Source organism: Massilia sp. CCM 8734, from assembly GCF_011682155.1.
GTDB lineage: Bacteria > Pseudomonadota > Gammaproteobacteria > Burkholderiales > Burkholderiaceae_D > Telluria_A > Telluria_A rubra.
On record NZ_WHJI01000015.1, the window covers coordinates 41,843 to 55,564 of the forward strand.

A 13,722-nucleotide genomic window follows, 5' to 3' on the forward strand; every position below is an offset into this window, starting at 1 on the left:
TGTCATATAATCAAAACGAAACATTTTGCAGTTCCGCATGAAAAATTTTCATTGATCGAGATCATGCTAGAACTTCGACATCTGCGCACGCTGACCGCCTTGCGCTCATCCGGCAGCCTGGTGCGCGCCGCCCAACTGCTGAACCTGACGCAATCGGCCCTGTCGCACCAGGTCAAGCTGATGGAAGAGCGCTATGGCGCACCCCTGTTCGAGCGCAAGTCGCTGCCGATCGCGTTTACCGCCACCGGCATGCGCCTGTTGCAGCTGGCCGACCAGGTGCTGCCCGAGGTCGAGCAGGCCGAACGCGACGTGGCGCGCCTGTCGCAGGGCGACCGCGGCCAGTTGCGCGTGGCGCTCGAATGCCACACCTGCTTCGACTGGCTGATGCCGGTGATGGACGCCTTCCGCCAGCGCTGGCCCGACGTCGAGATCGACCTGGTGTCGGGCTTTCACAGCGAGCCGATCGAGTTGCTGCGCAGCGGCCAGGCCGACCTGGTGATCGGTTCGGCCGGCGGGCCGGAGTACACCGTGTTCCCCCTGTTCCGCTACGAGATCCTGGTGGTGCTGGCCCAGAAGCACCGCCTGGCCACCCAGCGCCGCCTGGAAGCGCCCGACTTCGAGGGCGAAACCCTGATCACCTACCCGGTGCCGGAAGAGCGGATCGACCTGATCCGCGAAGTCTTGCGCCCCGCCAATGTACGCTTCGAGCGCCGCACGGCCGAGCTGACCGTGGCCATCCTCCAGCTCGTCGCCAGCCGGCGCGGCCTGGCCGCGCTGCCCAACTGGGCCATCAAGAATTACGTCGATTACGATTACGTGCTGTCGCGCCCGGTGGGCGAGTTCGGCCTGTGGAGCGACCTGTTCGTGTCGGTGCCGCCGGCGCTGGCGGCCAAGGCCTACGTGAGCGACTTCGTCGGCGTGATCCGCGAACAATGCGCGCGCACCCTGGACGGCATCACCTTGCTTAGCTGATATTCAAGCGGGGTAATTTGCGGCCGCACGGCAATCCCCGATTGTTTTTAGTAAATAAGCTGATAAGATTGATTTTGCTCAAACTCGAACGGAACCTGGAAACTAAGATGGAGGACTTTGTCACGCTGTGAGCTGTCAAAGCCTGTCCATCCGAAAAGGGAAACCATGTTTTCAAGTTCCGACCCATTTTTCCGCTCCATGCGGGAACTGTTCGACACCCAAGCGGGCATGTATCAACGCAGCGTCCACGCAGCCATGGATGCGGGTGTGTCCGCGACGCAAGTCAATGTCGATTCGATAAGAACCCTGCTTGCCACCGCCACCGTCGCCATCCGGCAGTGGCAATGCGCGGGCGGCGCCAGCAACTGGCTGACCCCGGTTCCGCGCGATGCATGGCAGTTTGCAATTTTCGGTCGGCCCCAGCTGGCCGCGCCGCCCGCCGGCGCAGCCTCCGGAACGGCGGACGGCACCGCGCTCGCCGAAGGGCAAGCCTAGTGCCGGGCCGCTCACTTGAAACCCCACTGGCCACAGCGCCAGAACACAGCACATCGGAGATTCACATGGAAGACGTCGTAATCGTGGCCGCTGGCCGTACCGCAGTCGGTAAATTTGGCGGCGCACTCGCGAAAATCCCCGCCGCCGAACTGGGCGCCCACGTCATCAAGCACCTGCTGGCCAAGATCGACCTCGATCCGGCCAAAGTGAACGAGGTCATCCTCGGCCAGGTGCTCACCGCCGGCGCCGGCCAGGGCCCTGCGCGCCAGGCCGCCCTCAAGGCCGGCTTGCCCGACATGGTGCCGGCGTTCACCGTCGGTAAAGTCTGCGGCAGCGGCCTGAAGGCCACCCACCTGGCGGCCCAGGCCATCAAGTGCGGCGACGCCGACATCATCATCGCCGGCGGCCAGGAAAACATGAGCGCCTCGCCGCACGTGCTGCCTGGCTCGCGCGACGGTTTCCGCATGGGCGACACCAAGCTGGTCGACACCATGATCGTCGACGGCCTGTGGGACGCCTTCAACCAGTACCACATGGGCGTAACGGCCGAAAACGTCGCCAAGAAGTATGAAGTCTCGCGCGCCGAGCAGGACGAATTCGCGCTGCAGTCGCAGCTCAAGGCCGAAGCCGCGCAAAAGGCCGGCAAGTTCAAGGATGAAATCATTCCCTTCGAAATCGTGTCCAAGAAGGGCACCGTGGTGTTCGACACCGACGAGTATCCGAAGCACGGCACCACGCTCGAATCGCTGGCCAGCCTGCGCCCCGCTTTCGACAAAGCTGGTACCGTTACGGCCGGTAATGCGTCGGGCCTGAACGATGGCGCCGCCGCCGTGATCATGATGTCCGCGTCCAAGGCCAAGGAACTGGGCTTGAAACCCCTGGCGCGCATCAAGGCCTATTCCTCGGCCGGGCTGGACCCGTCCATCATGGGCATGGGCCCGGTCTCGGCGACCAGGCTGTGCCTGCAAAAAGCCGGCTGGACCCACGAAGACGTGGACCTGATGGAAATTAACGAAGCCTTCGCCGCACAGGCGGTTGCCGTCAACAAAGAAATGGGCTGGGATACCAGCAAGATCAACGTCAACGGCGGTGCAATTGCACTGGGGCACCCGATTGGTGCATCGGGCTGCCGCGTGCTGGTGACCTTGCTGCACGAAATGATCCGCCGCGACGCCAAGCGCGGGCTGGCCAGCCTGTGCATCGGCGGCGGCATGGGAGTTGCTTTGGCAGTAGAACGCGACTGAACCTCGTTGCGCGCAAGCGCAATGGAGTGACACGGAGCGACAATGAGCGCAGCGGGGCACGACCCGGCGGCGCTCGAGCGGAGCAAGGGCGGTTCCAATCCCGCCCCCGCGATTTGGTTGGAGTTGGTGTATAAAAACAGGAGAAGACAACATGGCTAGAGTTGCATTAGTGACCGGCGGTATGGGCGGTTTGGGCGAGGCGGTCTGTTTCAAACTGGCCGCCCTCGGGTATCGGGTCGTCACCACGTATTCCCCTGGTAACAAAAAGGTCGCCGAATGGCTGGCGACCACCAAGGACATGGGCTACGACTTCAAGGCGTATGAGTGCGACGTGGCCGACTACGATTCGGCGCAGGCTTGCGTGGCCAAGATCGCCGACGAAGTCGGTCTGATCGACGTGCTGGTCAACAACGCCGGCATCACGCGCGACATGACGTTCAAGAAAATGGACAAGCCGAACTGGGATGCCGTCATGGCGACCAACCTCGACTCCGTTTTCAACATGACCAAGCCGGTGTGCGATGGCATGGTCGAGCGCGGCTGGGGCCGCATCATCAACATCTCGTCGGTGAACGGGCAGAAGGGCGCCTTCGGCCAGACCAACTATTCGGCCGCCAAGGCCGGCATGCACGGCTTCACCAAGGCGCTGGCGCTGGAAGTGGCGCGCAAGGGCGTGACCGTCAACACCATCTCGCCAGGCTACATCGGCACCAAGATGGTCATGGAAATCCCGAAAGAAGTGCTCGACACCAAGATCATCCCGCAAATTCCGATGGCGCGCCTGGGCAAGCCGGAAGAAGTCGCCGGCCTGGTCGCCTACCTGTCGTCGGACGAAGCCGCTTTTGTGACCGGCGCTAACATCGCCATCAACGGCGGACAGCACATGTCCTGATCGCCGCACACCAGCGGCAGGACCCGAAAAGCACTGCCTGCGGGTGGTGCTTTTTTTCACCGAGGACGTCCCATGGCGATCAGCGCCAAACCCTATCTGCGCGAAATTTCGATCGCTGATGAAGCCGAGATCGATTTCGACAACTATCCCTTCACTATTCCCGCCGTGCGCGACATGGGGGTGATAGAGCCGCATGCCGACGTGACTTTTTTTGTCGGTGAGAACGGTGCCGGCAAGTCGACCCTGCTCGAAGCGATCGCCGTGGCGCTGGGTCTGCCCAGCGAAGGCGGCAGCCGCAACGTCCATCGGGCGCAGCAGGATGTGTCGTCGCTCCAGAACTGCCTGAAACTCGTCAAAAGCTTCCGCAAGCCGGCCTGGTCGTACTTCCTGCGCGCCGAAAGCCTGTTCAATGTCTTCAGCTATCTTGACGACCTTCCTCCTGGCGGCGGGCCGTCGAAGCACATCCGTTCGCACGGCGAAGCCTTCATGGACGTGATCCTGGAGTTTTCCGCTGGCGGCCTGTACCTGCTCGACGAGCCCGAGGCGGCTCTCTCGCCCAATCGCCAGCTGGCCGCGTTGTCAGCCATCGACCAGCTGGTCAAGCAGGACTGCCAGTTCATCATCGCCACCCATTCGCCGATCCTGCTGTCGTACCCGAACGCCAAAATCCTGCAGTTCGACGGCAGCGGCATTACTGAAGTGGCGTTTGAGGACACCGAACATTTCGCGGTAACGCGCGACTTTCTCAACCACTATCCGCAGCGCCTCAAGCAACTGCTCGCCGATGACTGACCACAGGAACACCACCGACTTGAATACCACCTCCACGCTCACCTTCAGGCTCGCCACCGTTGCCGACATCGCCGCCATGTCGGCCATTCGCCTGGCCGTCACCGAAAACCGCCTGCGCGATGCGGGCCGCATCACCACCGCCATGTACCGCGACTATCTGGATGGCGTGGGCCGCAGCTGGGTGTGCGAGGACGACGGCGTCATCGCCGGCTTTGCCAGCGCCGACCGCGCGCAAGGGTCGATCTGGGCGCTGTTCATCGACCCGGCGCGCGAAGGGCAGGGCATCGGCAAGCGCCTGCTGGCGCTGGCGGTCGAGGATTTGTTCGCACAGGGGCACGAGCAGATCGTGCTCTCGACCGGCGCCGACACGCGCGCCGACATCTTTTACGAATCGCAGGGATGGGAGCGCGGCAAGATGAAAGACGATATCGAAGTCCAGTATTCGCTGCAACGCCTGCGCGAGGCGCCTGCGGCGACCGACAATCTGTACGAAGCGAGCGTGCCGGTGTTCCTGCGCTACCTGGGCCGGCTGCGCGCCATGCTGGCGCTGGCCGAAGCGCATCCGCAAGGCACTGCGCTGCTCGACGCGCGCCTGGCGCCGGGCATGCTGACCCTGGCGGTGCAGGCCGAGGTGGCGGCCAACTTCGCCGTGCGCGCCTGCGCCCCGCTGGCCGGCAGCACCTTGTCCGACAGCGGCGCCTTTCCCGCCAGCGCGCTGCGCGACAGCGGCAAGTTCCCGGCGACCTACAAGGGCCTCGGCCAGCGCATCGACTTCGTGCTCGGTTTCCTGGACGCGCTCACGCCCGCGCAGTTCGACGGCGCCGCCAGCCGCATGTTCAGCGACCGCGCCGGCGAAGCCCTGGTCACCTTGCCCGGCCAGCCCTTCCTGCTGCAGTACGCGCTGCCGAACTTCTTTTTTCACCTGACCGCCGCTTACGCCATCCTGCGCCAGAACGGCGTTGCGATCGGCAAGGCCGATTTCGACGGGTTTCATGTCTACACCAATGCTTGACCATTCGCCGGCGGCCCTGCTGCATGAACTGCTGCTGCGCGGCCTGTGGAGCACCGTGATCGACGAAGCCGCGCCGCAAGCGCTGCGGCGCCAGGGCGGCGCGGTAGCGCGCTTGCTCGCTGCCGGCGTCGACCCGCACGACCTGGTGGACGTCATCCGCGAGGCGCAGGTCGACACCATCTACAACGTGGCGCAACTGATCGACTGGCCCGATGAGCATCTGGCGCCGGATGCGGCGCCCGAGGTCCGGTTGACTGCAAGCCTGGTGCACGCCGCCGGCGTGGCGCAGCCGCTGCCCGAGCTGCATTCCTGCCTGATGGAGCGCGACCCGAGCGGGCGCGCGGGCGAGCCGCGTTCTCCCGAGCTGCGTCAATACGGCATGCTCGAGGCGGACGCGCGGCAGCAAATCGGCGCCCTGATCGGCGAGCGCAAATTCCCGGCCGCCGCCGTCCTGTGGAAGCGGCACGCCGGCGGCGATCTGAAAGCCGCCCTGGCCGCAGTACAGCAGCTGGCCGCGCAAGCGTGGCAGGGCGCCTGCTGAAGCGGCGGCCGCGCCGCGCCAGTGCGCTACAATCGACTGTCAACCATAAGAGGACTCCCATGCCCGCCATCCCGACCTGCCTGTTCCCGCCGATCCAGCCGACCCGGCACGGCATGCTGCAAGTCGATGCGGTCCATACCATCTACTGGGAGGAAGTGGGCAACCCGAAAGGCATCCCCGTGCTGTTCCTGCACGGCGGCCCGGGCGCGGGCCTGTCGCCCCAGCACCGGCGCTTTTTCGACCCGCAGCAGTACCGCATCATCCTGTTCGACCAGCGCGGCGCCGGCAAGTCGACCCCGCTGGGCGAGTGGCGCGACAACACCACCCAACTGCTGATCGAGGATATCGAAACCCTGCGCGCGCAGTTCGGCGTGGACAAGTGGCTGGTGTTCGGCGGCTCGTGGGGCTCGACCCTGGCGCTGGCCTACGGCGAAGCGCACCCCGAGCGCTGCCTCGGCTTCATCCTGCGCGGGATTTTCCTGTGCACCGCCGCCGAAGTGGACTGGTTCCTGCACGGCGTGCGCTGGTTCTACCCGGAGCTGTACGACGAATTCGTGGCCCCGATTCCCGAAGCCGAGCGGGCCGACCTGCTCACCGCCTACACCACGCGCATGCTGTGCGACGATCCGGCCGTGTACTGGCCGGCGGCGCGCGCCTGGAGCCGCTTCGAAGGACGGCGCGTGTTCCTGCTGCCGCAGCCGGAAGATACCGCCTCCGACACGCTCGACCTGGGCGTGGGCCGGCTCGAATCGCACTACATGGCCAACGGCGGCTTTTTGCGCGAAGACCAGTTGGTGCACGATGTCGGCCGCATCGCGCACCTGCCGTGCGTGATCGTGCAGGGCCGCTACGACGTCATTTGCCCGCCGCTGTCGGCCTACCGCCTGCACCAGGCCTGGCCCGGTGCGCGCCTGCGCATGGTGGCCGACGCCGGCCATGGCGCGCTGGAGGCGGGCATCGCCCGGGCGCTGGTGGGCGCCACCGAGCAGTTCAAGCGCAGCGGGCGCTTCGATTAGCGACGGCGGGGGTGGCCCTGCTACACTAGCGGCTGTGCATGCATAACCACTATTTTAGCGCCCTATGAACCTCCAGCTCACCGATATCGGCCACGTCATCCAGCTGGCCATTGCGCCGGTGTTCCTGCTCACCGGCGTATGCACCAACCTGATGGTGCTGACCAACCGCCTGGCGCGCATCATCGACCGCTCGCGCGTGCTGGAAGACCGCCTCGACATCGCCTACCAGGACGCCTACATGGATGAACTGGACGTGCTGTACCGGCGCTGGCACCTGATTAACTACGCCATTGCACTGAGCACCGCCTGCGGCCTGCTCGTTTGCCTGGTCATTGCGCTGCTGTTCCTGGGCGATACCACCAACGTCCCGCTCGACCAGTACATCGCCGGCCTGTTCGTGATCGCGATGCTGTGCCTGATCGGCGCCTTCGTGTACCTGCTGGTCGAAATTTTTGTCGCGTCCAAGACGCTGCGTTCGCGCAGGCACGTGCGTCCGCCCGGGTCCCTGCCGAATCCACACTAACAGATTGAGTTTTCTTATGCACGATTATCAACGTCCCCCGACCCTGTACCGCTACGCGCCGCGCGCCGAACTGGAAGCCGCGCTGACCCTGGGGCAGTTTCGCCTGGTCCCGGTCAACAACTGCCTGACCCTGTCGTTTTCGCAGGCCTGGGACAAAGCCCTGTTCGACGTGTTTTCGCCGGCCGACTGCTGTCTGGTGATCCACAATAGCGAGGAATTCGGCGAGCGCCTGCACCGCGCCGTGCAGCGCACCCTGCCAAGTTGGGCCGGCATCGACGGCGCCGTCGAATACGGCGTGCGCGCGGCCCTGGGCGCGGCCTTCACCAAGAGCAGCGCCGAAGCCGAAGAACGCGAGTGGCAGTTCGCCTGGCGCGCCATGGCGCCGCAAATGAGTCTCAATCCCGTGACGGTCAAGATCGGCAGCATCGAAACCTTCGCCGAACTGCGCGAGCCGCACAGCTACCAGGCCTGAGTTTCCCAGCTATCCCAGCTCAGTTACCGGGACTGTCGCCCCGTTCGAGCCGCGCCAGCACCGCTTTCATCATGCGCTCGATGTCGGAGCGGATGATGTTCGCGCCCAGCATGCCGGGCACGTAGAACTTCGGCACCAGCTTGCCGCTGTAGACGATGCGCGTGCCGCCCGTCTCGGGCACCGGCACCAGCTCCCAGCGGCACTGGTAGACGCGCATGTCGCCGGTGACCAGGCTGATGTCGATGGCCGTCATCGGCTCTTCGCTGGCCTGCACGATCAGGTGGATATCGCGCCGGATGAACAAAAAGCTGGCCACCCCGAACTGCTCGATGATGGCCTTGTTGCCGGTGCGCGAAAGGACCTTGGAGGTTTTCAGGTCCGGCACGAACTCGGACATGCGGTCGTAATTGGTCAGCACTTTCCATACGGCAGCCGGCGACGCGCGTACCTCGCCGCTCGACGCGACCTCGAACACGTGCTGGTCGGCCACGTCGACACGCTTGACCGTCACCTCCAGCCTGGATTGGGCCAGGACGGGCTCGGAACAGGCGAGAAGGCAACAAAATAGGATTCGCGGAAACATGGACCCAGCCTACGGGAAAGCGGCGGGCCTGACAAGCAGGCACGCTCAAGCGTGCGCGCGATAGCGGGTCGGCGGGCCGGCCGAAGATTAGAACCCGGCATCTACAGAAGTAGGTTGTAATGTCGTCTCGACATGCAGTGCCGACGCTCCGTCTTTACGCCTCCACCCAACCGACCATGACAAACCAACCTTATCCCCACCTGCTCGCGCCCCTGGACCTCGGCTTTACGACCCTGCGCAACCGCGTCATCATGGGGTCGATGCACACCGGGCTGGAAGACCGCTTCTACAACTACGGCAAGCTGGCCGCGTTCTACCGCGAGCGCGCCAGGGGTGGCGTGGGGCTGATCGTCACCGGCGGCATTTCGCCCAACCGCCAGGGCTGGCTGCTGCCGTTCGGCGGCACCCTCAATTTCGCGGGCGACGTGATCAACCACCGGCGCGTGACGAAGGCGGTGCACGAGGAGGGCGGCAAGATCCTGATGCAGATCCTGCATTCGGGGCGCTACGGCTACCAGCCGCTGGTGGTGTCGGCGTCGAACGTGAAGTCGCCGATTTCGCCGTTCAAGCCGCGCGCGCTGACGGAAGCCGGGATCGAAGCGACCATCCGCGACTACGCGCGCTGCGCCAGGTTGGCCAAACGGGCCGGCTACGACGGCATCGAAGTGATGGGCAGCGAAGGCTACCTGCTCAACCAGTTCCTGTGCGCGCGCACCAACCTGCGCCAGGACCGCTGGGGCGGCAGCATCGAGAACCGCATGCGCCTGGCCATCGAGATCATCAAGCGGATTCGCCTGGCGGTCGGTACCGACTTCATCATCATGTACCGCCACTCGCTGCTCGACCTGGTCGAAGGCGGCAACACCTGGGACGAGGTGGTCAAGGTGGCGCATGCGCTGGAAAGCGCCGGCGTCACCATCCTCAACACGGGGTATGGCTGGCACGAAGCGCGCGTGCCGACCATCGTCACCTCGGTGCCGCGCGCGGCCTTTGCCAGCGTGGCCGGGCGCCTGCGGCGCGAGGTAAAGATTCCGGTGGTGGCGTCGAACCGCATCAACATGCCGTTCGAAGCGAACGACATCATCGCGCGCGGCGACGCCGACATGGTGTCGATGGCGCGCCCGTTTTTGGCCGATGCGCAGTTCGTGGCCAAGGCGGCGGCCGGGCGCGCCGACGAGATCAACACCTGCATCGGCTGCAACCAGGCCTGCCTCGATCACACCTTCTCGAACAAGCGCGCCAGCTGCCTGGTGAACCCGCGCGCCTGCCACGAGACGGAGCTGGTGTACGCGCCCACGCGCCGCGCGCGCAAGGTGGCGGTGGTGGGCGCCGGCCCGGCGGGCTTGTCGGCGGCGACCGTGGCGGCCGAATGCGGGCACGCGGTGACCCTGTTCGATTCGAGCGAGTCGGTCGGCGGGCAATTCAAGATCGCCATGCAAATCCCGGGGAAGGAAGAATTCGCCGAAACGATCCGCTATTTCTCGCGCAAGCTGGAGCTGACCGGCGTGACCGTGCGCCTGGGTGAACGGATCACGCGCGAAGCGCTGCTGGCCGGTGGTTTCGACGACGTGATCGTCGCCACCGGCATCAAGGTGCGCATGCCGCCGATCGAAGGGATCAAGCATCCCAAGGTGCTCTCGTACATCGACGTGTTGCAGAACAAGGCGCCGGTGGGCAAGCGCGTGGCGATCATCGGCGCGGGCGGGATCGGGTTTGACGTAGGCGAGTATTTGCTGCACAACCCGGCGCACCCCTTGCCGTTGCCGGTGGCCGAGTGGGCCGGCGAGTGGGGCGTGGACCTGGAAGCGACCACCAGCGGCGGTCTGGTGGCGCCGCACGCGGCCGAACCGGTGCGCCAGCTGTTCCTGATGCAGCGCAAGGCATCCAAGCTGGGAGCGGGGCTGGGCAAGACGTCCGGCTGGGTGCACCGCGCGACCTTGAGCCGGAATGGCGTGGTCATGCTGGCGGGGGTCACGTACAACAAGATCGACGATCACGGGCTGCATGTCACGGTGAACGGGGAAGAGCGCCTGATCGCGGTCGACAACGTGATCATCTGCGCGGGGCAGGACAGCCTGACGGAGCTGATGCCGGAAGAGGGCGCGGCGGCGCAGGGCGGGCCGGTGTTCCACAAGATCGGCGGGGCCGCGCTGGCGGCCGAACTGGACGCCAAGCGCGCCATTAAGGAAGGCGCCGAACTGGCCGCGCGGCTTTAGACATCGTCGTTCCCGCCAAGGGGGCCGCCGAGGCCGGGAACGACGGATCGAAGGTTAGCGGCTATTACTTCTTGCGCACCACCACGCAGCCGATCGAGTACCCCGCGCCGAACGAGCAAATCACGCCGTGCGAGCCGCTCGGCATATCGTCCTGGTACTTGTGGAAGGCGATGATCGAACCGGCCGACGAGGTATTGGCGTACGTGTCGAGGATGACCGGCGCTTCCTGCGGTTCGGCGTCGCGCCCGAGCAGCATGCGGGTGATCAGCAGGTTCATGTTCAGGTTGGCCTGGTGCAGCCAGTAGCGCGCTACCTGCGCCACTTCCAGCCCGGCGTTGGTGACCGTCTCGCGGATCATCTCGGCCGCCATCGGGCACACTTCCTTGAACACCTTGCGGCCCTGCTGGCGGAACAGCTTGTCCGGCTTGCCCACGCCGGATTCGTCGAAACGGTTCATGAAGCCGAAGTTGTTGCGGATGTTGTTCGAAAATTTGGTCTTGAGCTTCGACTCCAGGATCTCGAACTGGTGCGCGCTGGTCGCCGTGTCGGCCGCTTCGATCACGATCGCGGTGCAGGCGTCGCCAAAAATGAAGTGGCTGTCGCGGTCGCGAAAGTTCAGGTGGCCGCTGGTGATCTCGGGATTAAGCACCAGCACCGCGCGCGCCTGCCCGCTTTGCACCGCCGCCATCGCCATCTGGATGCCGAAGGTGGCCGAAGAACAGGCCACGTTCATGTCGAAGCCGAAGCCGTCGATGCCCAGCGCTTCCTGCACCTCGACCGCCATGGCCGGGTAGGCGCGCTGCATGTTGCTGCAGGCGACCAGCACCATGTCGATGTCAGCCGCCGTGCGTCCGGCCCGGTCCAGCGCCTGGTGCGCCGCCGCCACGCAGATTTCGGCCTGCAGCGAGATGACCTCGTCGGCGCGCTCGGGAATGCGCGCCGTCATGCGCGCCGGATCGAGAATGCCGGTTTTTTCCATCACATAGCGCGATTTGATGCCCGAGGCTTTTTCGATAAAGGCCGCGCTCGAGCCCTCAATGGCGGTCAGCTCTCCCGCCGCGATGGCATCGGCGTGCTCGGCGTTGTACAGCTCGGCGTAGGCGTTGAAGGCGACAACCAGCTCTTCGTTGGAGATCGAATGGGGCGGCGTGAACAGGCCCGTGCCGCTGATGACGACTTGTTTCATGGTGAAGCTTTCAAATAGGGTAAGCCGGGCATGACCCGGCAGGTGGCGACGATTCTACACAATGAGATTGGCGCTGGCGAGAAAAGCGCGGGGGGAGCGGCGGCCGGCGCTTATTTTGCTTTGTTGGCGGGCGTGGGCGCGGGCGTGGCCTGGGCCACCGGCGGTCGCTCTGCCATGGCCGCCTTGGCCAGCTGCACCGGCAAGCCTTTCAGGTGCTTGATGGCCTGCGCCAGCTGGAAGTCGTCGGCGCCGCCGTACTCGAGCGGTTTGCGCTTGCGCTCGAGCGCAACCAGGCGGCGCTGGGCCTCGAGCTGCTCGCGCGTGCTGGCCGCGCTTTCCTTGTCACGATCGTTCGACAGGTGTTTTTCCAGGTCGGCCTCGCGCATGCGAAAGCCGTTCAAGCCATCGCCATCGGCGTTTTCGTCCACCAAAAAGTCGGGAATGATGCCGCGCGCCTGGATCGAACGCCCGGCCGGGGTGTAATAGCGCGCCGTGGTCAGCTTGACGGCGGTGTCGCTGCCGAGCGGCTTGATGGTCTGCACCGAGCCCTTGCCGAACGTGCGGCTGCCGAGGATGACGGCGCGCTTGTAGTCCTGCAGCGCGCCGGCCACGATTTCGGAGGCCGAGGCCGAGCCGGTGTTGACCAGCACCACCATCGGCACCGTCTTGAGCGCGGCCGGCAGCCTGGCCAGCGCGTCGCCGTTGCCCTGCAAGGTGTAGAACTCGGGAGTGCCAAGGTAGTTCTGGCGCGAGTTGGCCAGCTGGCCGTTGGTCGAGACGATTTCTGCGCCTTTGGGCAAAAACGCGGCCGAGACGCCGATGGCGCCCTGCAGCAAGCCGCCCGGATCGTTGCGCAGGTCCAGCACCAGGCCCTTCAGGCCCGGATCCTGCTGGTACAGGGCCGCGAGGCGGGCCGCCATGTCGTCCACGGTCGGCTCCTGGAATTGCGAAATGCGCAACCAAGCATAGCCCGGCTCGATCATCTTGCCCTTCACGCTTTTCTGGATGATTTCCTGGCGCATGATCGTCATCACCAGCGGCAGCGGCACATCCTTGCGCTGCAAGGTCAAGGTGACCTTGGTCATCGGCTCGCCGCGCATCTTCTTGATGGCTTCGTCGATGCCCAGGTTCTGGATGGCCTCGTTGTTGATGCGCGTGATCAGGTCGCCCGCCTTGATGCCGGCGCGCCAGGCCGGCGAATCCTCGATCGGAGCCACGATCTTGATGAAACCTTCTTCGCTTTGGGCAATTTCGATGCCGAGGCCGACGAACTTGCCCTGGGTGCCTTCGCGCAGGTCGCGATAGGCTTTCTTGTCGAGATAGGCCGAATGGGGATCGAGCGAGGCCACCATGCCGGTCAGGGCCTCGGTCAGCAGTTTTTTGTCGGAAACGGGTTCGACATAATCGGTTTTGATCAGATCGTAGGCCTCGGACAGCTGGCGCAACTCCTCGAGCGGCATGCCTTGCTCGACCGGCTTTTGCGCGAGTGCCGAAAACTGCATGGAAATAGCCACGCCGGCAATGGCGCCCAGGCTGAGCAGCCCGGAGTTTTTGAGGGTAGAGCCCATGATGTCACCTACGATGCGAAGAAAAGGCGCCAGTTCACCTGATGAGCTGGCACGAATCCAGTATAACCCCCGAAGGCGGTGTCAGGTCTGACATTCGTACACGATCCCGGCTGTAGCGCAAACCCTGATGTCGAGGCCGTGTCCGAATGTCAGACCTGACACCGGGGTGGGGTTGTGTATCGAAAAGTAAAAAAACCATGCCCGATGGTT

14 protein-coding genes are annotated in these 13,722 nt (G+C 64.7%); 11 read left to right on the top strand and 3 right to left on the bottom strand.

The window, feature by feature from the left end:
* The first annotated feature begins 63 nt into the window (after positions 1-63).
* The 10 genes from F2P46_RS15715 to F2P46_RS15760 all read left to right on the top strand — a co-directional run bounded on the left by F2P46_RS15715 (position 64) and on the right by F2P46_RS15760 (position 7,959).
* Positions 64-972 carry a LysR family transcriptional regulator gene (locus F2P46_RS15715; protein WP_166891321.1) on the top strand — a complete coding sequence of 303 codons (909 nt, stop codon included), beginning with the start codon at positions 64-66 and terminating at the stop codon, positions 970-972.
* 165 nt (positions 973-1,137) lie between these two features.
* Positions 1,138-1,467 carry a hypothetical protein gene (locus tag F2P46_RS15720; protein WP_166891322.1) on the top strand — a complete coding sequence of 110 codons (330 nt, stop codon included), beginning with the start codon at positions 1,138-1,140 and terminating at the stop codon, positions 1,465-1,467.
* A 65-nt stretch (positions 1,468-1,532) separates the two neighbouring features.
* Positions 1,533-2,711, top strand: a complete 1,179-nt coding sequence (locus F2P46_RS15725) for an acetyl-CoA C-acetyltransferase (RefSeq protein WP_166891325.1) — start codon at positions 1,533-1,535, stop codon at positions 2,709-2,711.
* A 151-nt stretch (positions 2,712-2,862) separates the two neighbouring features.
* Entirely contained in the window at positions 2,863-3,603 is a 741-nt protein-coding gene (gene phbB / locus F2P46_RS15730) for an acetoacetyl-CoA reductase (RefSeq protein ID WP_166891328.1), read from the top strand.
* Between the two features lie 72 nt (positions 3,604-3,675).
* Positions 3,676-4,395: an AAA family ATPase gene (locus tag F2P46_RS15735; protein WP_166891330.1), complete on the top strand. Its 720-nt coding sequence runs from the start codon at positions 3,676-3,678 to the stop codon at positions 4,393-4,395.
* A complete protein-coding gene (locus F2P46_RS15740) occupies positions 4,388-5,407 on the top strand; it encodes a DUF1993 family protein (RefSeq protein ID WP_166891332.1) in 1,020 nt (339 codons plus the stop codon). Before F2P46_RS15735 ends, F2P46_RS15740 begins: the two co-directional genes overlap by 8 nt.
* Positions 5,388-5,948: a hypothetical protein gene (locus F2P46_RS15745; protein WP_166891335.1), complete on the top strand. Its 561-nt coding sequence runs from the start codon at positions 5,388-5,390 to the stop codon at positions 5,946-5,948. Before F2P46_RS15740 ends, F2P46_RS15745 begins: the two co-directional genes overlap by 20 nt.
* A 59-nt stretch (positions 5,949-6,007) precedes the next feature.
* Positions 6,008-6,964 carry a prolyl aminopeptidase gene (gene pip / locus F2P46_RS15750; RefSeq protein ID WP_166891337.1) on the top strand — a complete coding sequence of 319 codons (957 nt, stop codon included), beginning with the start codon at positions 6,008-6,010 and terminating at the stop codon, positions 6,962-6,964.
* Between the two features lie 64 nt (positions 6,965-7,028).
* Positions 7,029-7,487, top strand: coding sequence for a DUF2721 domain-containing protein (locus F2P46_RS15755; RefSeq protein ID WP_166891340.1), 459 nt, complete (start codon positions 7,029-7,031; stop codon positions 7,485-7,487).
* Between the two features lie 16 nt (positions 7,488-7,503).
* Positions 7,504-7,959 (top strand): hypothetical protein, encoded by a 456-nt coding sequence (locus F2P46_RS15760; protein ID WP_166891343.1) that lies wholly within the window; start codon positions 7,504-7,506, stop codon positions 7,957-7,959.
* Between the two features lie 19 nt (positions 7,960-7,978).
* Here F2P46_RS15760 and F2P46_RS15765 read toward each other — a convergent pair whose 3' ends face one another.
* Positions 7,979-8,470 carry an SRPBCC family protein gene (locus F2P46_RS15765; RefSeq protein ID WP_368737917.1) on the bottom strand — a complete coding sequence of 164 codons (492 nt, stop codon included), beginning with the start codon at positions 8,468-8,470 and terminating at the stop codon, positions 7,979-7,981.
* A gap of 248 nt (positions 8,471-8,718) precedes the next feature.
* Here F2P46_RS15765 and F2P46_RS15770 point away from each other — a divergent pair, with 248 nt between their 5' ends.
* Positions 8,719-10,758 (top strand): NADPH-dependent 2,4-dienoyl-CoA reductase, encoded by a 2,040-nt coding sequence (locus F2P46_RS15770; RefSeq protein ID WP_166891349.1) that lies wholly within the window; start codon positions 8,719-8,721, stop codon positions 10,756-10,758.
* A 64-nt stretch (positions 10,759-10,822) separates the two neighbouring features.
* On the opposite strand, the gene F2P46_RS15775 is transcribed toward F2P46_RS15770, so the two are convergent.
* Complete coding sequence (locus tag F2P46_RS15775) at positions 10,823-11,944, bottom strand: beta-ketoacyl-ACP synthase III (protein ID WP_166891352.1); 1,122 nt, start codon at positions 11,942-11,944, stop codon at positions 10,823-10,825.
* A 110-nt stretch (positions 11,945-12,054) separates the two neighbouring features.
* Positions 12,055-13,512, bottom strand: a complete 1,458-nt coding sequence (locus F2P46_RS15780) for a S41 family peptidase (protein ID WP_166891355.1) — start codon at positions 13,510-13,512, stop codon at positions 12,055-12,057.
* Between the last annotated feature and the right edge of the window lie 210 nt (positions 13,513-13,722).